A 19,646-nucleotide genomic window follows, 5' to 3' on the forward strand; every position below is an offset into this window, starting at 1 on the left:
ATGAAAAAGATAGCAGCATTTTTCGATATAGATGGAACAATATATAGGGAAGGCTTAATAACAGAAGTATTTAAAAAAATCATAAAATATGAACTAGTAAGTGAAGATAGATGGTATAAAGATGTAAGACCTTCTTATATTAAATGGGATAAAAGACAAGGGGATTATGATGATTACCTTTCAAAAATGGTTGATGTATATATAGAAGCAATAAAGGGAGTAAATAAATCTTATGTAGAGTATATTGCAAAAAGAGTAATTGAACAAAATGGAGATAGGGTATATACTTTTACAAGAGATAGACTTAAGTGGCATAAGGAGCAAGGTCATTTAGTAATTGCAATTTCAGGATCCCCTGTAGAATTAGTTAAGGAAATGTCTGAGAAATATAATATGGATGATTATAGGGGAACGATATATCAATTAGATTTTCTAAATAATTATAACGGAGAAGTAATTCCTATGTGGGATCATGAAAGTAAGCTTAAGGCTTTAACAGAGCTTGCAAGTAAATATAATATAGATTTAGAAAATAGCTATGCTTATGGTGATACATCAGGAGATTTTACAATGTTTAAATCAGTGGGAAATCCATATGCTATTAATCCTACAAGAGAGTTGATAGATAAGGTTATGGAAAGTGAAGAGGTAAAAGAAAAAATTAATGTAATAGTTGAACGAAAGGATGTTGTGTATAGCATCGATTTAGATACCGTTAAAATCATTTAATATCTTATGCTAAATAATAAGCTAAGGAAAAATAGTTTTCATTCATAGAAGGGGATTATAATGATAGAAATTAAAAATAAAGTTTTAGAAGAAAAAATAAAGCAGTTAAAAAAAGCGATTGAAATAGTTGGAGGAAAGAATTTTTTAGATAGTTTAGAAAATGATAATAAATTAGCTGAACTCTTAATAGAAAAATCCTTAACAAGTGAATTGGTAGAAATAGAAATAAATTGTGAAAAACATTTAGTTAATAATTTATACAAAAAGAAATTGGAATATGAAAAGAGTTATATAAAAAATAAAAAGAAAAATATAGATAAAATAGTTTATAAAATAAAAAAATATAATACTTATCTAGATTCTTTAATAAGAAAATACAAAAAAGATCAAAGCTATGAAAACTTATTAAAGATTAAAGAAGAGATAGAATTAAGATATAAAAATGATATAGATAATTTTATTTTATCCGAAATTAATAATTTGAAAGAAGATAATAAAGAGTATTATGGAGAATTTTTAAAGTCAAAGAAAGAAGACTTTATTAATCTTGTATTACATTCAATAATTTAAGAAATATTTTTTACATAAATATTAAATAATACAGACTTATTAATTAAATTGAGAAAATTCAATATTCAGTTAGGAAAAATGCATTGTAAGATCTTGTAAAATTACAATGCATTTTATTTGTTTATAATTATCAAATTGAATATCTATCAGCTTTCGATACATTATCACTTATTAAAAAATTTGCTTTATCTTGTATCCCATATTTAAAAATTCATCTTTAATTAATTTAATATGTTCTTCTCCATTTGTTTCAACAGTTGCTTCTAGTAGTACATTTTTAATTCTATTACCAGCTTTAAATTGGTTATGTTCCAATTGAACCACATTTGCATTCAATTCATATAGAGCTTTAGAAATTTTATAAATTTGACCAGGGCAATTTGGTAATTCTAAGGAAAAACAGAATAGTCTTTTTCTTTTTACTAAACCATCCTTTAATAATGAAGAAATAGTAAGCATATCAATATTACCTCCGCTAACAACGGAAACAATATTTTTATTTGTAACATTTATTTTCTTCAAGGCAGCTAAGCTGGTAGCCCCTGAAGCTTCTACAACTAGTTTTTGCTTTTCACAAAGATCTAAAAAGGACTTTGAAATTTCATTGTCAGAAACGGTTATAATATTATCAACAAAATCCTTTATAATGTTAAAAGTTTGCTTTCCTGGAGATTTAACTGCTATTCCATCTGCAATTGTATTTACCGAATTTAAAGAAGTTAGTTTTTTATTTTTAAAGCTTAATTCCATTGCATTAGCCCCTTCAGCTTGGACGCCTATTATTTGTACAGATGGATTAATTTCTTTTGCAGCAAGAGCTATGCCGCTTATTAAGCCGCCGCCTCCAATTGGGCATATTATCATATCTACATTATTAAGTTGTTCAAAAATTTCTAAAGCTATTGTACCTTGTCCATAAATAACATTTAAGTCGTTAAAAGGATGAATGAAAATAGAACCAGTTTCTTTTTCTATTTCTTTTGCTTTTAGATAAGCATCATCATAACAATCACCATAAAGGATAACATTTCCTCCATAATTTTTTGTTGATTGAACTTTCAGGAAAGGAGTATTTTTGGGCATAACAATAGTAGACTTTACTCCTAACATATTTGAAGCGTAGGCAACTCCTTGAGCATGATTACCAGCAGAAGAACAAACTACACCAAGTTTTCTTTCTTCTTCAGAAAGGGAGCTGATTTTATTTAGAGCACCTCTAATTTTATATGCACCAGTAATCTGTAAATTTTCACATTTAATATAAATAGTATTTTTTGCTTCTTTGGAAAAAAAGGGGCTATATATTAATGGTGTTTTTAATATAACCTCTTTTATGTTATTTCTTGCCTTTTGAAGATTTTTTAAATGCATACGTTTACACCTCTATAAATAATCAATATAAAACCTGTAAATATTATACCATTTTAAGAAAAATATAGATATATAAAATTTATTACATGTATATTTTGTTTTAAAGAATAGAAAATATTAATATAGTCTTTAAAAGGAGGGTTAATTAATGAATGATAATTTTCCAAAAACTTTTCCTCCCCAAAAGCAAAATGTACAACCAGGTATAGAGGAAAAGATGAATCCTAAACCTATATATAAGGATGAAACAATTCTAGGAAGTAATAGGTTAAAAGGAAAGGTGGCAGTTATTACTGGTGGTGATAGTGGAATAGGAAGGGCTGTATCAGTAGCTTTTGCTCGAGAAGGGGCAAAGGTTGCTATAATTTACTTAAATGAACATGATGATGCAAACAAAACAAAAGAGGAAATTGAGAAAATGAATGGTGAATGTTTATTAATTCCAGGTGATATAGGAGATCCTGCTTTTTGCACATCTGCCATTAGTCAGGTTATAAATAGATTTAAAGCTATAAATATTTTAGTAAACAATGCAGCTGAACAGCATGTTTGTAATTCTTTAGAGGAAATAACTAACGAGCAGTTTGATAGAACCTTTAGAACAAATATATATGGTCCTTTTTATTTAACTAGAGAAGCATTAAAACACTTAAAGAAGGGAGATTGTATAATTAATACAACTTCAATTACTGCTTATAAGGGAAATAAGAAATTAATAGATTATTCTATGAGTAAGGGCGCTTTAGTTAGTTTTACAAGATCTTTGGCTTTAAATTTAGTAGGAAGAGGAATTAGAGTAAATGCAGTTGCTCCGGGACCAGTTTGGAGCCCATTAATTCCTGCTTCAGATACTCCAGAGGCTGTATCTCAATTTGGAGGTCAAAATCCTAGCGGAAGAGCAGGCCAGCCTGTTGAACTAGCAGAAAGTTATGTGTTTTTGGCAAGTGATGGGGCTTCCTATATTACAGGAGAAACAATACATGTGAATGGTGGAGAAATAGCTAATTCATAAAAACATAGAGCTGCTGTTACATTTAATAATAGATATCTATAAGGAACATCTTTTTAATTTCATTAAGATGTTCCTTTTTATATGATATTAAACTAAATCTTTATTGCGTAAAACATAATACTAAGGTACTATTATTATTGTTATAATTGATACGGAGTGATTTTATGGAAGAAAGATTACAAAAATATATGGCTAGCTGCGGAGTAGCCTCTAGAAGAAAATGTGAAGAATATATTCTTGCAGGAGAAGTAAGGGTAAATGATAAAGTTGTAAAAGAATTAGGAGTAAAGGTTAATCCAGAAAAGGACAAAATATATTTTAAGGGTAAAGAAATAAAAAAAGAAAGTCAAAAAGTATATATAATGTTAAATAAACCTGAAGGCTATATAACTTCTGTTAAAGATGAAAAAGGAAGAAAGACTGTTTTAGATATAGTGAAGGTTAAGGAAAGAATTTTTCCAATTGGAAGATTAGATTATGATAGTTCTGGTTTATTATTATTAACTAATGATGGTGAAATTTATAATAAAATCATTCATCCACGAGTAAACTTAAATAAAAAATATATTGCTTTATGCAAAGGTATCTTTTCAGAAGAGGAATTAAAGAAATTTCAAATTGGAATTGATATAGGAGGATATATTACTGCAGAAGCTAAAATTAAGGTGTTAGAAGTTAAGAAAGATAAAAGCTTAGTAGAAATAATAATTCACGAAGGAAAGAATAGGCAGATTAGAAGAATGTGCTTAGCCTTAGGACATGAAGTTATTAAATTAAAAAGAATTTCAATTGGAGAAATAAAATTAGGAAATTTAAAAAAAGGAGAATACAGAAATTTAACTAAAAAGGAATTAGATTATATTAATTCATTATAGGGAGAGGTAATATGTTTAAATACGTAGCTAGTATAAGCGATTTATCTCATTATATAATAGATAAATTTGTTATGGACAAAAATGTTGCAATAGATGGAACCCTAGGAAATGGCAACGATACGGATTTTTTAGCAGACAAATTTGCTAAGGTCTATAGTTTTGATATACAAAAGGAAGCCTGTGAAAAATACTTATTAAAAAATTTGAAGAATGTAAAAATTATTAACGCTTCCCATCATTTATTTAATAAATATATAGAAGAAAAAGTAGATTGTATAATGTATAATTTAGGTTTTCTACCTGGAGGAGATAAAAACATCACTACAATGCATGATACATCTTTAATAAGCATTAAAAAAGGTTTAGAGTTATTAAATAATGGAGGAATTATGACAATTTGTATATATAGAGGACATAATGAAGGTAAGGTAGAGGAGTCTTGCATATTAGAATATTTAACAAAACTAGATAAAAGTAAATTTGGAGTTATGCTTCATTCTTACTTAAACAGAGATGAAAGAGCACCTATTTTAGTTGTTGTGGAGAAAAAGAAAAATTTATAAATTTATATTTTGATATACAAATTAATATTAATTATTCACAAAATGAAATTTTAATTGATGAATTATTCAAAAGATGTTAATATATATTTAAAAGATTGTTAAATTTTTCGAAAAGAAGGGATGCAGATGGATAGTAATCTAAAAGATGATTCAAAGGATCTATTACGTTTAATTAAATCTAAATTTCCTAGATTAAGTAAAGGACAAAAATTGATTTCAGAATATATTTTAAATAATTATGATAAAGCCGCCTTTATGACTGCAGCGAAACTAGGTGCTGCAGTGGGAGTTTCAGAGTCAACAGTAGTTAGATTTGCTACTGAATTAGGATTTTCTGGTTACCCAAAGCTTCAAAAAGCACTACAGGAATTAATAAAAAATAAACTTACTACAGTGCAAAGGTTAGAATTGTCTGAAGAATACTCAGATGTTGGCTATGCTTTAAAGGCTGTACTTAAGGCAGATATTGAAAATATAAGATCAACTCTTGAAAAAATTAATTACAATACTTTTGAAGAAGTAGTAAATAAAATATTTGAAGCTAAAAGAATATATATATTAGGTTTAAGAAGTTCAACAGCATTAGCTGAATTTTTAGGCTTTTATTTGAATATTATTTTACAAAATGTTAAGACTGTAAGTTATGGAATTTCAGATATATTTGAGCAAATGATAAATGTTGGGGAAGGAGATTTAGTAATTGGAATTGGTTTTCCACGATATGCTTCAAGAACAATAGATGCCTTATCTTTTACAAAAGATAGAGGAGCTGTAGTAGTAGCCATTACTGATAGTCTTTTATCTCCACTTGCTTCAAAGGCTGATTATACATTAATTGCACAAAGCAATATGGCTTCCTTTGTTGATTCACTAGTTGCTCCTTTATCTGTAATTAATGCACTAATAATTTCAGTTGGAATGAGAGAGAAAAACAATATTACAAATGTATTTAATAATCTAGAGGAGATTTGGACAAATTATAATGTATATTCATATAATAATAGAAATGTTTCGGATGACTAAATGTTAGTTTGGAGTTAGTAGTTTGGAACTAGGAGTGTTGAGTATAACTTTATACTTAGCACTTTTTCTGTTTTTCTGAAGTGTAAAAATATAAATGCTATTTTATTAAATATATAGCCAAAACAGGAGGATAAAATGAAGAAAGTAATAGTTATAGGAGCTGGACCGGCAGGCATGATGGCAGCAATATCTGCTGCAAAAAATAATAATGAGGTAATATTATTAGAAAGAAATGAAAAGGTAGGTAAAAAGCTTTTTATTACTGGGAAAGGAAGATGTAATGTTACAAATTCTAAAGATATTTCTGAATTCTTTGATTATATTATTGGAAATCCTCATTTTCTTTATAGTGCATTATATAGTTTTACAAATGAAGATACCATTGATTTCTTTGAAAAGCAAGGAATAAGATTAAAATCCGAAAGGGGAGGAAGAGTATTTCCTCAATCAGATAAATCATCAGATATTATAAAAGGTCTTATGAATGGTCTTCAAAGGCATAATGTTGATATTAAGTTAAATAGTAAAGTTACTGATATAATACTTGAGGGAAACAAAATTACAGCTGTTAAGATAAATAATAATCTGCTTTTAAAGGGGGATCATTTTATTATTTGCACAGGTGGAGTTTCTTATCCTTTAACTGGTTCTACAGGAGATGGAATAAAATTTTCAAAAAAATTAGGCCATAGTATTATAGAGTTAAAACCTTCATTAGTACCTATAGAATTTGAGGATACTGTAGAAAAAGAATTAGTAGGTTTAAATTTAAGGAATATTGAGCTTAGTGTTTATAAAGAAGAGAGCAAAAAGCCTTTGTTTAAGGAATTGGGCGAAATAGCATTCACTAAATATGGTATTTCTGGTCCTTTAGCTTTAAAAGCTTCAAGATATATTGATAATGAAAATGACTATAATGTATGCATAGATTTAAAGCCAGCATTAAAAGAAGATGAACTTGATAAAAGACTACAAAAAGATTTTAAAAAGTATATAAATAAAGAGTTTAAAAATTCTTTAGATGACTTATTGCCAAAAAGAATAATAAATTTTGTAATCTCATTATCAAATATAAAAGGAGATAAAAAAGTAAATGAAATTACAAGAGAGGAACGTAAAAATTTAGTTAAGTCATTAAAAAAAATAAACTTTCGGGTTAAAGGTTTAAGACCAATTGAAGAAGCAATTGTAACTTCAGGAGGAGTAAATACTTTAGAAATTGATCCATCTACAATGAAATCAAAGCTAATAAGTAATTTATCCTTTGCAGGGGAAGTAATTGATGTGGATGCCTTTACTGGAGGTTATAATGTACAAATTGCTCTTTCCACAGGTTACTTAGCAGGAACTAATATTTAAAATAACTTGTTAAAATTATATAAAAATAATATAATTTAATAGAAAATGTTTTTTGTTTTCTAATTTTGAAAGGTGGAATATAATTTTGAGAATATCAGTTGCCATAGATGGACCAGCAGGTGCAGGAAAAAGCACTATTGCAAAACTAGTTGCAAAAAGATTTAATTTAATGTATATAAACACTGGTTCTATGTATAGAGCCGTAGCTTTAGCAGCAAAAGAAAATAATATAGACGAAAATAAAATAGAAGACTTGTGCAAACTAATAGACACCATGGATATGGAGTTTAGAGATGACGATTTATTTTTAAATGGGGAGAACATTCAAGATAAGATAACAATGCCAGAAATTAGTGTAATTGTATCTAAGTATGCAGCAATAAAAGAGGTTAGAGAAAAACTTGTAAAGCTGCAAAGAGAAATGTCAAGGAAATTTGATGTCATCATGGATGGAAGAGATATTGGTACAGTAGTCCTTAAAGATTCAAAATTTAAATTTTTCCTTACTGCAACAGCAGAAGCTAGAGCAGAAAGAAGATATAAAGAATTAAAGATGAGAGGATTAGATGTAGACTACGATACAATTCTGGAAGATATAATTAAAAGAGATTATTACGATAGTCATAGGGAAGTAGATCCATTAAGAAAAGCAGAAGATGCAATAGAAATAGATTCAACCAATCTATCAATTTTTGAAGTAACAGAAAAAATATCTTCTATTATAGAAAAAAATCTTTAATTTATTATTAAGGGGATAAAAAAATAAATTTAAAATATAAATATATAGGAGAAATTTTTATGAGTAAAGTATTATTAGCAGAAAATGCAGGCTTTTGCTTTGGAGTACAGAGAGCTGTAGAAGAAGCTATAAAGATTCAAAAGCAGTATAATAAAAAAATCTATACATTAGGTCCTTTAATACATAATAATGATGTTGTTAATTATTTAGAAGAAAATAATATATTTGCTATAGATTATAATGAAATAGATCAGTTAGAACAAGATGATGTTATAGTTATAAGATCACATGGTGTAACTAAGAAAGTTATTGAAGATTTGGAAAATAGAGGATTAATTGTTGTCAATGCTACATGCCCATATGTAACAAATATTCAAAAGAAGGTAAATAAATTTTCTGAAAAGGGTTATAATATAGTTATTTTAGGAGATAAAAAACATCCCGAAGTAATTGGAATTAACGGATGGTGTAATGATAGTGCTATAATAACTAAAGATGGTAGTTTTGATGAGAAATTACCTAATAAAATTTGTGTTGTGTCACAAACAACAGAAAAACAAGAAAATTGGAAAAATACAGTAACAAACCTATCCTTAAAATCAAAGGAAGTATTAGCTTTTAATACTATTTGTCAGGCAACAGAAGTAAGACAAAAAAGCGCTGATAATTTATCAAAAATTGTTGATACTATGATTGTAATCGGTGGTAGAAATAGTTCAAATACAACTAAGTTATATGAAATAGCTAAGAAAAATTGCAGTAATACAATACATATAGAAAATGCTAAGGAGCTTACTAAAGAATTTATTGAATCCAATAAAGGTAAAAAAGTTGGGATAACTGCTGGTGCATCTACTCCTGACTGGATTATAAAAGAAGTCATTGATATTATGGAGGGAAATAATTAATGGAAGATCAATTAAAATTAATGGAAGAGATGGATAGAAAATTTAAAATTGGGGATGAAGTTAAGGGGGAAATTTTATCAATCAACAGAGATGAAGTTATAGTATCACTAATTGGATATAAAGTTGATGGAATAATACCTTTAAAAGAACTAACAATTGAAGAAAATTTAGAAAATTATATTTCTACAATCAAAGTTGGAGATGAAATTGAAGCAAGGGTCATTAAATTAAAAAATGAAGATGGAAATGTTGTTCTTTCAAGATTAGAATATGAAAAGAAAGAAGCACTAAATGAACTTGAAAAATTATATAACAATAAAGAAAGCTTTAACCTAAAAATTAAAGAAGCTAAGGAAAAGGGATTAACAGGTTATTATAAGGGAGTAAGAGTATTTGTACCTCTATCACAAGTTGATATTAGATTTGCTAAAGATAGAAGTGATTTAGTTGGTACAGAATTAGAAGTAAGATTAATAGATTTCTCCTTTGAAAATCCATCAAAAATTGTTGCTTCAAGAAGAGTTATTTTAGAAGAAAGACAAAAAGAAATTGAAGATAAAGCATGGAGTTCTATAAAAGAAGGCGATGTAGTAAAGGCAGAAATTAAAAGATTTACTGATTTCGGTGCTTTTGCAGATGTAAATGGAATTGATGGTTTAATTCATCTATCTCAAATATCATGGAGCCATGTTAAATCAGCTGAAAGCGTATTAAAGAAAGGTCAAATAGTTGATGCTAAGGTAATAAGCGCTGACAGGGAAGCTAATAGACTATCTTTGAGTATTAAGGCATTAACAGAAGAACCATGGAGCAGAGTAGAAGAAAAATATCCAGAAGGTTCAGTTGTTCTTGGAAAAGTAGTTAGAATGACAGACTTTGGAGCTTTTGTAGAATTAGAACCAGGAGTAGATGGCTTAGTTCATATATCAAAAATCTCTCATGATAGAATCAATACACCATCAGATGCTTTAAGCATAGGGGAAGAAGTAAAGGCCTTAATTTTATCAGTAGATTCAGAAAACAAGAAGATTGCTCTTAGCATCAAAGATGCTGAGTAGTAATAATGAAATTAGAACACGCATATTATTATATGTGTGTTCTTTTATAATATAATGTAATTTGCAGAATATTAGTAAAGGTACCGTATTTTTTCAACGCTAGAGGGGTATGAGATGTTAGAGAAAATAGGATTAAATAATATAGAAGCCTTAAGAAAACTTCATTCTAAAAGTCTAAAAAGAGTAAGTTATGATAAAGATTTTTTTGAATTATATGATAAGCAAAACTTCGTAATGAAATATTTATATAGAAAGTTTATTAAAATAATTAAAATTAATGATAATCATGTAGGATACATATGGTATGAGCCTCCTGTAGATAGATATGTTAGAGTTTGGGCTTTATATATAGAACCTGAGTTTATTCCCTTATTAAATGAAAGTACTCTAGATTTTTTTAATCGTAATATTTTATTCTATGAGGTATTTAATAAGAGTAAAAGAAATACTGAATTAATGAAATTAGGTTTTAATAAAAGCAGATATTCAATTTTAATGAGCCTGGATTTAAGATATTATAACAAGGATAAGGAAATTAACAATATATATTCAAAATTAAAGGATAACTTAGTTAAAAATAATCTTAATTATTATAGTTCTAGATTTAAAGTTAGAAAATTTATTGAGGGCAAGGACGAAGCTCTTCGTTGTGATATTCAAAATCAAATATTTGCAGATTTAAATAGAAAGCCACTAACTATTGAGGATATATATATGGATATGGGTCAGGATTATTATCTAAAGGATTTTTGCTTTTTTGGGATGTTAGGGGATGAAGCTGTTGGATATGGTCAAATAATTGATAATAGAAACATGTATACTATTGTAAATTTTGGTATTATAGAGAGATTAAGAGGTATTGGTCTTGGGAAATTACTATTGCATGAAATAATTTTAAAAGCAAAAAATTATGGTATCAAGGAATTATATATTAGAGTAGATTATGAAAATTTAAAAGCTATTAATTTATATAAATGGATTGGGTTTAAATTTATAGATAATATAACCTTATGGCAGAGAGAACTATAACAGTTAGGAGTTTGGAGTTAGTAGTTTGGAGTTAGGAGGAAAAGCTGATGTTGGATAAGAAAATAAATGAACTAAAGGATTATTTAAAAAAATATGAAAAATTAAATCAAGCTATTGCATTAATTTATTGGGATATGAGAACTAATATGCCGGAAAAGGCAGGAGAAAATAGGGGGGAGCTTCTTCAATATCTTTCAGAAGAAAGCTTTAAAATGCTTACAAGTGATACAGTAAAGAATTTTATAGAAGATTTATCTCCATACAAAGATAAAATGAATAAGTTACAATGTAGAATGTTAGAAGAGCTTGAAAGAAAATATAATGAAACTAAAAAAATTCCTCAAGAAAAATATGTTGAATTTGTGGGGATATGCAGTAACGCAGAAATAGCTTGGGAAAAAGCAAAGGAAGCTAAGGATTTTGAAATATTTAAGCCTCATTTAGAAAAGGTTGTAAAGTATACTCAGGAATTTATTGAATATTGGGGATATAATAATGATAAATATGATACATTATTAGATAAATATGAATTAGGCTTAACAACAGAAAAACTTGATAAAATATTTAATGAATTAAAAGTTGGTATTATAGAAATATTAAGTAAGATAAAAGAAAGTAGTAAAAATATAAATAGAGATTTTTTATATGGTCATTTTAATGCGGAAAAGCAAAAGGAACTTTCCTTAAGGGTTCTAGAAAAAATAGGATTTGATATGAAGGCAGGAAGATTAGATGTTAGTGTTCATCCATTTACAACAAACTTTGGCAATAAGGATGTAAGATTAACAACTAACTATCATGAAGATGAGTTTACTTCAGCTTTATTTAGTACAATTCATGAAGGCGGACATGGAATTTATGAACAAAATATAAGTGATGATTTAGAAGGCACAGGGCTTCAAATTGGTGCATCTATGGCTATTCATGAATCGCAATCAAGATTTTATGAAAATATTTTAGGAAGAAGCAAAGAATTTTGCTCTTATTTACTTCCTCTAGCTAAAGAGTATTTTGACGATTTCAAGAATGTTTCTTTAGATGAGTTCTATGAAGCAATGAATTATGTGGAAGCTTCATTAATAAGAACTGAAGCAGATGAATTAACATATGGTCTTCACATTATCATAAGATATGAAATTGAAAAAGATTTAATAAATGGAAGAATTAAAGTAGAGGATTTAAAAAAAATGTGGAATAAAAAGTATAGAGAATATCTAGGTGTTGAACCTAAAAATGATGCTGAAGGCATTTTACAAGACATGCATTGGTCAGATGGATCTTTTGGATATTTTCCAAGCTATGCTTTAGGAAATTTATATGGTGCCCAATTCTTAAATACCTTAATTAATGAAAAGCCTGATATATTTGAGGATTTAAAAGAAGGTAAATTTACAGAAATTAATGAATGGTTGAAGGAAAAAGTTCATAGACATGGTGCTCTTTATACTCCAAATGAACTTATAAAAAATATAACTGGAGAAGAGTTAAATCCAAAGTATTTTATTGAGTATTTAAAAAATAAATATTATAGAATTTATAATGTTAAATAAAGATATTGTTAAGGAATTATAGTTTAGGTTTTTTAGAGAGTAATTCTTTAAAAGACCTTTTTTAACTGATAATATTTTATAATATATTATAGTATTATTAATAAATAATAATTAAGGTGATAAGATGGGTAAATATAAAGAGTTAGATATTATATACAGCAATTTAGGGCATAAAGATAAAGAAATTATAGATAGTTATAATAATGAAATTATTAAGGAAGCCAATAAAAAAGTTCCTTTAAGTATTTATATTTTAAAATCAAAAAAAGTAATATGCCTAATAGAATCCTATGGTACTGCTCATCTTTGGACATGGTCAGAATTTAAGGAGGAAATAAAAGGAAGACTTTTAGCCTACAAAACTGAAAAGAATGTTATAACAAATCAGCTTTTTGAAATAGATGAAGAACCTAGTGAAGAAATATTAAACAAATATAAGTTAAAGAAGAAATTTGTTTTATATTAAATATAAGCTTTTGGTAAGAAAAATAATTTAAAATACATAATAAAGGAACTTTTGTAAAGCAAAAGTTCCTTATATTTGAATTAGTAATTAAAGTAGTTTCCCTTAATTATGTAATCTGCAATTTTAAAGATATTTTTTAAGTTTTCTTTTTCTTCCTTACTTGATGGTGTTCCAATAATTTCTCCGCTATTTAATATTGTATAATCTCTATTTGTGTTAACTAGAACTCGTCCCATTGAAGAACTTTCAAATTCTTTTCTTTCTACTCCAAGCAAATAAGATATGGTAGGAAGAAAATCAACTTGTCCACCAGCTTTAGATATTGTTTCTCCTTTAATTTCAGGATTATAGATAATTAAAGGTATTTTCATATCTTTTTCTTTCCACCAGTTTCCTTCTAAAGGAGCATCCTGCATTTCTTCTTCATAGAATTTATGTACCCCTGTATGATCTCCATATATCATTACTATAGTATTTTCTAAAAGATTATCTTTTTCTAATTCTTCTAAAAATAATTTTATAGCCTCATCTGTATATCTTATACTTTGAAAATAAGCTCCAAGGATATTTTCATCTAATTCCTTTGGTAAGTTTAGATATTTTTTATTTTCAGGAATTTCAAATGGCCCATGGCTAGTTAATGTAGTTACAAAAGTATAAAAGGGAGCAGATTCGCTTTTTATTTTGTGAGCTACTTGCTTTAAATAGGATTCATCTGACAAGCCAAGCCCTATTACTTCATCCATATTATAACTGTTAATATCTAAAATTTTATCAGCACCAAAAGATTTATGATTTTCTGCCCAATTCCAATTACCACCTATTTCTGCATGAGTTGAAATAGTTTTATATCCTTTGGTTTCCAGAAGTCTTTGAAGGCTGTTATATTTTGTCCAAGGATAACCTTGGAAAGCAGTACCTTCTCTTATAGGAAAAATTGATGTATTAACTAAGAAGTCAGCATCAGAACTTGTTCCTGAATTATTTTGTTCATAAATATTATTAAAATATAAACTGTTATTAAGAAGTTTATTAAGGTTTGGAGTTATTTCTTGTCCATAAACCTTTTGCCCAATTACAAAGTTTTCTAAAGATTCAACTTGAAGAGCTATTAAATTCTTACCTTCTAACATTGAAAAATAAGCATTATCTTCTAGATCTTCCTTATTATTTTCAAACCAGTCTTTTATTTCTGCAGCTTCTTTATCTTTTAGCTTATAATTTTTAGATAATGTATAAACAATATCATATCCATGATAGCCAAGAGGACTCATATCGCTATAGGTTTGATAAGGTGCCCAGGATAGGCTAAATAGTCTCAAGCCATTTATACTGTTAGTAACATCTATTAATAAATGGCTAAAATAAAGGGATAGAGTACTAATAATAAATAAAGAAGCAGCTTTTATGCATCTCATTTTTAACTGTGATAAATCTTCTTTAAATTTAAATATTCTGGTGAATTTATTTAATAGAGCAAAAACAATAAAATCTATAAAAAATAATATATCAACTAATTTAAAATTAAATAAGCTCTTATTTGAAGGATTAAATATTTCTGGATAAATAAAGTGTCTTAAAGAAATAAAAGAACCATTTGATCTGTAATACCAAATATCAAAAACAAATAATAAGCTTATAAAAATATTAATTCCTAAGCTAACTTTTAGGGCTGTTTTGGATTTAAAAATATATGTAATACTTAGAATTAACAAAATTATTAATAAATGAGCCCCTAAGGCAGGAACAGAAAAATACATTTTTGATAAACTTATAGATTTTGATCCAGGTGTTCTAAGCATCGATAGTAAAAGCATTGATTTAATTTGCAAAATTAGAAAGGTCGTGACTAAAAGCCAATTATCTAATAATAGTTTTTTTATAATTTTTTTCATTTTATCCTCCAGTTTTCATATTATAAAAAGTTATGTAACTCTTATATTATATAACAAAAAGAGGATAAGTAAAATTAAAACAATTTATTAATTGAGATATATTATCATTGACAAATAATGAAAGAAATATAAATAAATATATAAATTGGGCTGCCTCTAGCAGTCCTTTTATTTTTGTAGATCTTTATTTTTATTTGATACTCTGAATTCAAAAAGTGATATAATTAAATTACTTGGAGGGATAATAATGGATGAAAAAACAAATGTAATGAGAATATTAGATCAAAAGAAAATCAAATATAATAGCTATTCTTATGTTGATACAGATGCCATAAGTGGACTTGACGTTGCAAAAGCCCTTAATCAGGATCCAAGGAGGGTTTTTAAGACTCTTGTTACCGTAGGAAAGTCTAAGAAAAATTATGTTTTTGTAATACCTGTTGAAAAGGAATTAGATTTAAAAAAGGCAGCAAAAAGTGTTGGGGAGAAATCTATAGAAATGATAAAAGCAAAGGAATTATTGCCTTTAACAGGTTATATTCATGGAGGCTGTTCACCAATAGGAATGAAGAAATTTTTTACTACTATAATCGACATATCAGCTCAGGATTTTGATACCTTCATTTTTAGTGCTGGTAAAATAGGTTATCAAGTAGAGCTGAGCTTAGAAGATTTAAGCAAGGTTATAAGATTTCAATTAGCTGATTTGGCAGCTGTTTAAGTAATTTGAGATTATGGGAGGAAATTTATGAAAAGAATATTTGAATTAACTACTAGTGACATTGAAGGCTTAAGTAAGCAAAACTTAAAAGAAATTATAAAAAATTCTGAAGGAAGAACAGTAGTTTCAGAGAATATTGTAAGCTGTTCACCATTTATAAGGGAAGTATCTAACTTAGAGCTTTCAGCTGCTTTTGGTGCTGATATGATAACTTTAAATACTTTTAATTTTGAAAAGCCTTTTATTAGTGGAATTGATGGGGTTATAGACTTATTATCAGGTTTTGATGAAGAAAAAATAGAAAAAATAATAAAGGATAATTTAAATAATAAAGATTATATTAGAAATATAAGAAAACTAATTGGAAGAATCATAGGGGTAAATTTAGAGCCAGTTCCAGAGGGTAGTAGTTATAATAGTGGATATTGTTTAAATGATAATAATCTTTTAAAGGTAAAGGAATATGGTTTTGATTATATTGTGATTACCGGTAACCCTAATACAGGTGTTACTGAATATACAATAGAAGAAGGAATAAAGCTGGCTAAAAGTATTTTAGGTAATGGAACTTTAATAATTGCTGGTAAAATGCATGGAGCTGGCAGTGGAAACATATATGATGAAGAAACTATAAAGAGATTTATTGATGCTGGTGCAGATGTTATTTTAATTCCAGCAGCTGGCACAGTACCCGGATTTGACTTAGAATTGGCAAAAAAGATGATAAAATTAATTCATGAAAACAATGCCTTGGCAATGACAACCATAGGAACATCTCAAGAAGGGGCAAGCAAGAGTGTTATTGAAACTATTGCCTTAAATTCAAAGATGGCAGGAGCAGATCTTCAACATATTGGAGACTGCGGAACCTTTGGTATGGCCTTGCCAGAGAATATTATGACCTTATCAGCAGCAATAAGGGGAATAAGACATACATATAGAAGGATGGCTCAATCAATACTAAGATAATGAATTAAGTAGGTTAATAATAAGCATAATAATATTGAAAAATAATATTATTTATAATATACAAATAAAATAAACAATATATTATTTAGAAAACAGCCAAAGAAGCATAATAATCTATTTCTATCTGGAATGAATATAGAATTTAGCACAGGATGAAATTTGAAAAAAAAATTATTTGGTGTATTATATAATTAAAAGATAAAAAATAGACAGGGAGAGTTACAATGAAAGTATTAGTTATTAACTGTGGTAGTTCATCACTAAAATATCAACTTATAGACATGGAGACAGAAAAATCTTTAGTAAGTGGTTTGGTTGAAAGAATTGGTATAGATGGATCAATTCTTACTCAAAAGGTAGAGGGCAAGGATAAATACATAATTAAACAAGACATGAAAGATCATAAGGAAGCAATAAAATTGGTCTTAGAAGCTTTATTAAACAAGGAGCATGCTGTTATAGAATCTATGGATGAAATAACAGCTGTAGGTCATAGAGTTGTTCACGGAGGAGAAAAATATTCTGATTCTGTATTAATTGATGATGAAGTAATAGAATTAATTAAGGATTGTATTCCACTAGCACCTTTACATAATCCACCTAACATAATAGGAATAGAAGCTTGTAAAGAACTTATGCCAAACACTCCAATGGCTGCTGTTTTTGATACTGCTTTCCACCAAACTATGCCTAAGGTAGCATATATTTGTCCGCTTCCATATGAACTTTATGAAAAGTATGGAATAAGAAGGTATGGTTTCCACGGAACATCTCATAAATATGTTTCACAAAAAGTTGCTGAAGTAATGAATAGAGATATTAAGGATTTAAAAATAATTACCTGTCATTTAGGTAATGGATGTTCTTTAGCAGCTGTTAAGGGCGGTAAGTCAATTGATACTTCTATGGGCTTTACACCTTTAGCAGGTGTAATGATGGGAACAAGATCTGGAAATATTGACCCATCAGTTATAGCTTTCTTAGTTGAACAACAAGGATATAAATTAGAAGAAGTTAATGAAATGTTAAACAAAAAGTCTGGACTTCTTGGGATTTCTGGAGTATCTTCAGATTTTAGAGATGTTCAAATGGCTGCTGAACAAGGAAATGAAAGAGCTAAATTAGCTTTAGATATTTTTAACTATAAGATTCGTGCTCAAATTGCATCCTATGCTGGAATAATGGGTGGAGTTGATGTTATAGTATTTACAGCTGGTATTGGTGAAAACTCATCCTTTGCTAGAAAAGAAGTTCTAAAGGGTTTAGAATTCTTAGGCTTCAATATAGATGAAGAAAAGAATGAAGTCAGAGGAGAAGTTCAGGAAATTTCAACTAAAGATTCTAAGGTTAAGGTATATGAAATACCAACAAATGAGGAGTTAGTTATAGCAAGAGACACAGTTAAGTTACTAAATAAATAGAATTAAAATAAAACTAGACTGCTGATATTTTATTGGCAGTCTAAATTTATAATTTTAATGTTGTAAGATTATATAGAAAGGAAAAATATATATTAAATTAAAGATAATTACTCTTGAAAATAATAATTATTATTAGTAGAATATTATTATTAAAGATATTATTTTAATAAGGAGAGTAATTATGATTTTAGTTTGTCCTTCCTGTTCAGGAATAGATATTGAAATATTAGAAGAAAAGTTTGGTAAGGAAAATATTGATACTTGTTGCTTAGGAGAGTGTGGTGGAATAGAAGGATCAGTAATTGGTTACATTAATCAGAAATTCATTGAAGAAGATAGTGAAGAAAATTTTATAAAGAAAATAGAAGAAAATTTAGAACAATAAAATAAGGAAAATAATAAAGTAAAATTAATAGGGTAAGTAAAATTCATATTCTATTAATTTTATTTTATTGTAATTAAAAATCTTAAGTCAAATTATAAGGAGATAAACAATGGAGAAGTTAGATAATCGTTATAAAGGAATAATTTTTATAATAATGTCTGCCTTTGGCTTTGCAGTAATGTCTGCTTTTGTAAAATTAGCTGGAGATCTTCCTTCTTTTCAAAAGACTTTTTTTAGAAATCTTGTTTCTTGCATAGTAGCATTAACGTTTATAATTAAAAATAAGCAAAGCTATTTTGGTAAAAAAAGCAGTCAAAAGATCTTGTTATTAAGATCAGCTTTAGGAACAATAGGCATAGTTTTTAACTATTATTCAATTGATAGATTAGTGCTATCTGATGCTAATATGCTAAATAAATTAAGTCCTTTCTTTGTAATAATTTTTTCGGCTTTATTTTTAAAGGAAAAGATAAATATAAGGCAAATATCAGCCGTTTTAATAGCCTTTATAGGAACTTTATTCATTATTAAGCCTACTTTTAATATTGAAATAATGCCATTTATAATTGGAATTTTAGGAGCTGTTTTTGCGGCAGGGGCCTATACCTGTTTAAGAGTTTTAGGAAGTAAAGAAAATACTTATACTGTAGTTTTCTATTTTTCCTTATTTTCTTTAATAGTAATTTTTCCTTTTATGGCTTCAGTTTATAAAGCAATGACTTTAATACAGTTAATATATTTATTACTGGCTGGTTTATTTGCTAGTATTGGTCAATTTGGAGTTACCTTAGCCTATAAGTATGCACCAGCAAAAGAAATTTCAATATTTGATTATAGTAATATAATTTTTTCAGCAATAATAAGTTTTGCTGTATTTAATACATTGCCTGATATATATAGCTTTATAGGTTATATAATTATTTTCTCAGCTTCTTATTATATTTTTAGCTATAATAAAAGTCTAAAAAATTTATAAAATTTCACTTGTAATATATTGACATAT

At 27.6% G+C, this 19,646-nt stretch carries 18 protein-coding genes and 1 pseudogene; 17 read left to right on the forward strand and 2 right to left on the reverse strand.

The features are described 5' to 3' along the window. Together BEN51_RS04270 and BEN51_RS04275 are read left to right on the forward strand one after the other, a co-directional pair. Entirely contained in the window at positions 1–729 is a 729-nt protein-coding gene (locus BEN51_RS04270; RefSeq protein ID WP_119864850.1) for an HAD-IB family hydrolase, read from the forward strand. 60 nt (positions 730–789) lie between these two features. After that, positions 790–1,299: a hypothetical protein gene (locus BEN51_RS04275; RefSeq protein ID WP_119864851.1), complete on the forward strand. Its 510-nt coding sequence runs from the start codon at positions 790–792 to the stop codon at positions 1,297–1,299. A 171-nt stretch (positions 1,300–1,470) separates the two neighbouring features. Here BEN51_RS04275 and ilvA read toward each other — a convergent pair whose 3' ends face one another. Next, on the reverse strand, positions 1,471–2,670 hold the full coding sequence (gene ilvA / locus BEN51_RS04280) for a threonine ammonia-lyase (protein ID WP_119864852.1): 1,200 nt from the start codon (positions 2,668–2,670) through the stop codon (positions 1,471–1,473). A 148-nt stretch (positions 2,671–2,818) separates the two neighbouring features. On the opposite strand from ilvA, the gene BEN51_RS04285 reads away from it, so the two are divergent. From BEN51_RS04285 to BEN51_RS04330, 10 genes and pseudogenes are all read left to right on the forward strand, one after another. Beyond that, positions 2,819–3,682, forward strand: a complete 864-nt coding sequence (locus BEN51_RS04285) for an SDR family oxidoreductase (RefSeq protein ID WP_119864853.1) — start codon at positions 2,819–2,821, stop codon at positions 3,680–3,682. Between the two features lie 164 nt (positions 3,683–3,846). Next, on the forward strand, positions 3,847–4,557 hold the full coding sequence (locus BEN51_RS04290; protein ID WP_119864854.1) for a pseudouridine synthase: 711 nt from the start codon (positions 3,847–3,849) through the stop codon (positions 4,555–4,557). An 11-nt stretch (positions 4,558–4,568) separates the two neighbouring features. After that, entirely contained in the window at positions 4,569–5,120 is a 552-nt protein-coding gene (gene mnmM, locus BEN51_RS04295) for a tRNA 5-(aminomethyl)-2-thiouridylate-methyltransferase MnmM (protein ID WP_119864855.1), read from the forward strand. A 126-nt stretch (positions 5,121–5,246) separates the two neighbouring features. Next, positions 5,247–6,143 (forward strand): MurR/RpiR family transcriptional regulator, encoded by an 897-nt coding sequence (locus BEN51_RS04300; protein ID WP_119864856.1) that lies wholly within the window; start codon positions 5,247–5,249, stop codon positions 6,141–6,143. Positions 6,144–6,278: 135 nt separating this feature from the next. Beyond that, positions 6,279–7,502 carry a BaiN/RdsA family NAD(P)/FAD-dependent oxidoreductase gene (locus BEN51_RS04305; protein ID WP_119864857.1) on the forward strand — a complete coding sequence of 408 codons (1,224 nt, stop codon included), beginning with the start codon at positions 6,279–6,281 and terminating at the stop codon, positions 7,500–7,502. A gap of 85 nt (positions 7,503–7,587) precedes the next feature. Then, a complete protein-coding gene (gene cmk, locus BEN51_RS04310; protein WP_119864858.1) occupies positions 7,588–8,241 on the forward strand; it encodes a (d)CMP kinase in 654 nt (217 codons plus the stop codon). 59 nt (positions 8,242–8,300) lie between these two features. Further along, positions 8,301–10,207: pseudogene (locus tag BEN51_RS04315) on the forward strand (bifunctional 4-hydroxy-3-methylbut-2-enyl diphosphate reductase/30S ribosomal protein S1). Between the two features lie 114 nt (positions 10,208–10,321). Beyond that, a complete protein-coding gene (locus BEN51_RS04320; RefSeq protein WP_119864859.1) occupies positions 10,322–11,236 on the forward strand; it encodes a GNAT family N-acetyltransferase in 915 nt (304 codons plus the stop codon). Positions 11,237–11,283: 47 nt separating this feature from the next. Then, a complete protein-coding gene (locus BEN51_RS04325) occupies positions 11,284–12,786 on the forward strand; it encodes a carboxypeptidase M32 (RefSeq protein WP_119864860.1) in 1,503 nt (500 codons plus the stop codon). 124 nt (positions 12,787–12,910) lie between these two features. Next, positions 12,911–13,252: a hypothetical protein gene (locus BEN51_RS04330; RefSeq protein ID WP_119864861.1), complete on the forward strand. Its 342-nt coding sequence runs from the start codon at positions 12,911–12,913 to the stop codon at positions 13,250–13,252. 80 nt (positions 13,253–13,332) lie between these two features. Here the strand turns inward: BEN51_RS04330 and BEN51_RS04335 are convergent, their stop codons facing one another. Then, the gene (locus tag BEN51_RS04335) at positions 13,333–15,147 is read right to left on the reverse strand and encodes an LTA synthase family protein (RefSeq protein ID WP_119864862.1); all 1,815 of its coding nucleotides are present in this window, start codon (positions 15,145–15,147) and stop codon (positions 13,333–13,335) included. A gap of 247 nt (positions 15,148–15,394) precedes the next feature. Here BEN51_RS04335 and ybaK point away from each other — a divergent pair, with 247 nt between their 5' ends. The 5 genes from ybaK to BEN51_RS04360 all read left to right on the forward strand — a co-directional run bounded on the left by ybaK (position 15,395) and on the right by BEN51_RS04360 (position 19,619). Next, complete coding sequence (ybaK, locus tag BEN51_RS04340; protein WP_119864863.1) at positions 15,395–15,868, forward strand: Cys-tRNA(Pro) deacylase; 474 nt, start codon at positions 15,395–15,397, stop codon at positions 15,866–15,868. Positions 15,869–15,895: 27 nt separating this feature from the next. Further along, the gene (locus tag BEN51_RS04345; RefSeq protein WP_119864864.1) at positions 15,896–16,837 is read left to right on the forward strand and encodes a DUF7916 family protein; all 942 of its coding nucleotides are present in this window, start codon (positions 15,896–15,898) and stop codon (positions 16,835–16,837) included. Positions 16,838–17,061: 224 nt separating this feature from the next. Beyond that, entirely contained in the window at positions 17,062–18,258 is a 1,197-nt protein-coding gene (locus tag BEN51_RS04350; RefSeq protein WP_119864865.1) for an acetate/propionate family kinase, read from the forward strand. 181 nt (positions 18,259–18,439) lie between these two features. Next, on the forward strand, positions 18,440–18,643 hold the full coding sequence (locus tag BEN51_RS04355; RefSeq protein WP_119864866.1) for a DUF1450 domain-containing protein: 204 nt from the start codon (positions 18,440–18,442) through the stop codon (positions 18,641–18,643). Between the two features lie 109 nt (positions 18,644–18,752). Further along, the gene (locus tag BEN51_RS04360; protein WP_119864867.1) at positions 18,753–19,619 is read left to right on the forward strand and encodes a DMT family transporter; all 867 of its coding nucleotides are present in this window, start codon (positions 18,753–18,755) and stop codon (positions 19,617–19,619) included. Positions 19,620–19,646: the final 27 nt, after the last annotated feature.

Source organism: Clostridium isatidis (assembly GCF_002285495.1).
Classification (GTDB): Bacteria; Bacillota; Clostridia; order Clostridiales; family Clostridiaceae; genus Clostridium; species Clostridium isatidis.

Bases quoted from the DNA above. Each gene is read 5' to 3' on its own strand.
- BEN51_RS04270 (WP_119864850.1), top strand. From the start codon at position 1: ATGAAAAAGATAGCAGCATTTTTCGATATAGATGGAACAATATATAGG.
- BEN51_RS04275 (WP_119864851.1), top strand. From the start codon at position 790: ATGATAGAAATTAAAAATAAAGTTTTAGAAGAAAAAATAAAGCAGTTA.
- ilvA (WP_119864852.1), bottom strand. From the start codon at position 2,670: ATGCATTTAAAAAATCTTCAAAAGGCAAGAAATAACATAAAAGAGGTT.
- BEN51_RS04285 (WP_119864853.1), top strand. From the start codon at position 2,819: ATGAATGATAATTTTCCAAAAACTTTTCCTCCCCAAAAGCAAAATGTA.
- BEN51_RS04290 (WP_119864854.1), top strand. From the start codon at position 3,847: ATGGAAGAAAGATTACAAAAATATATGGCTAGCTGCGGAGTAGCCTCT.
- mnmM (WP_119864855.1), top strand. From the start codon at position 4,569: ATGTTTAAATACGTAGCTAGTATAAGCGATTTATCTCATTATATAATA.
- BEN51_RS04300 (WP_119864856.1), top strand. From the start codon at position 5,247: ATGGATAGTAATCTAAAAGATGATTCAAAGGATCTATTACGTTTAATT.
- BEN51_RS04305 (WP_119864857.1), top strand. From the start codon at position 6,279: ATGAAGAAAGTAATAGTTATAGGAGCTGGACCGGCAGGCATGATGGCA.
- BEN51_RS04320 (WP_119864859.1), top strand. From the start codon at position 10,322: ATGTTAGAGAAAATAGGATTAAATAATATAGAAGCCTTAAGAAAACTT.
- BEN51_RS04325 (WP_119864860.1), top strand. From the start codon at position 11,284: ATGTTGGATAAGAAAATAAATGAACTAAAGGATTATTTAAAAAAATAT.
- BEN51_RS04330 (WP_119864861.1), top strand. From the start codon at position 12,911: ATGGGTAAATATAAAGAGTTAGATATTATATACAGCAATTTAGGGCAT.
- BEN51_RS04335 (WP_119864862.1), bottom strand. From the start codon at position 15,147: ATGAAAAAAATTATAAAAAAACTATTATTAGATAATTGGCTTTTAGTC.
- ybaK (WP_119864863.1), top strand. From the start codon at position 15,395: ATGGATGAAAAAACAAATGTAATGAGAATATTAGATCAAAAGAAAATC.
- BEN51_RS04345 (WP_119864864.1), top strand. From the start codon at position 15,896: ATGAAAAGAATATTTGAATTAACTACTAGTGACATTGAAGGCTTAAGT.
- BEN51_RS04350 (WP_119864865.1), top strand. From the start codon at position 17,062: ATGAAAGTATTAGTTATTAACTGTGGTAGTTCATCACTAAAATATCAA.
- BEN51_RS04355 (WP_119864866.1), top strand. From the start codon at position 18,440: ATGATTTTAGTTTGTCCTTCCTGTTCAGGAATAGATATTGAAATATTA.
- BEN51_RS04360 (WP_119864867.1), top strand. From the start codon at position 18,753: ATGGAGAAGTTAGATAATCGTTATAAAGGAATAATTTTTATAATAATG.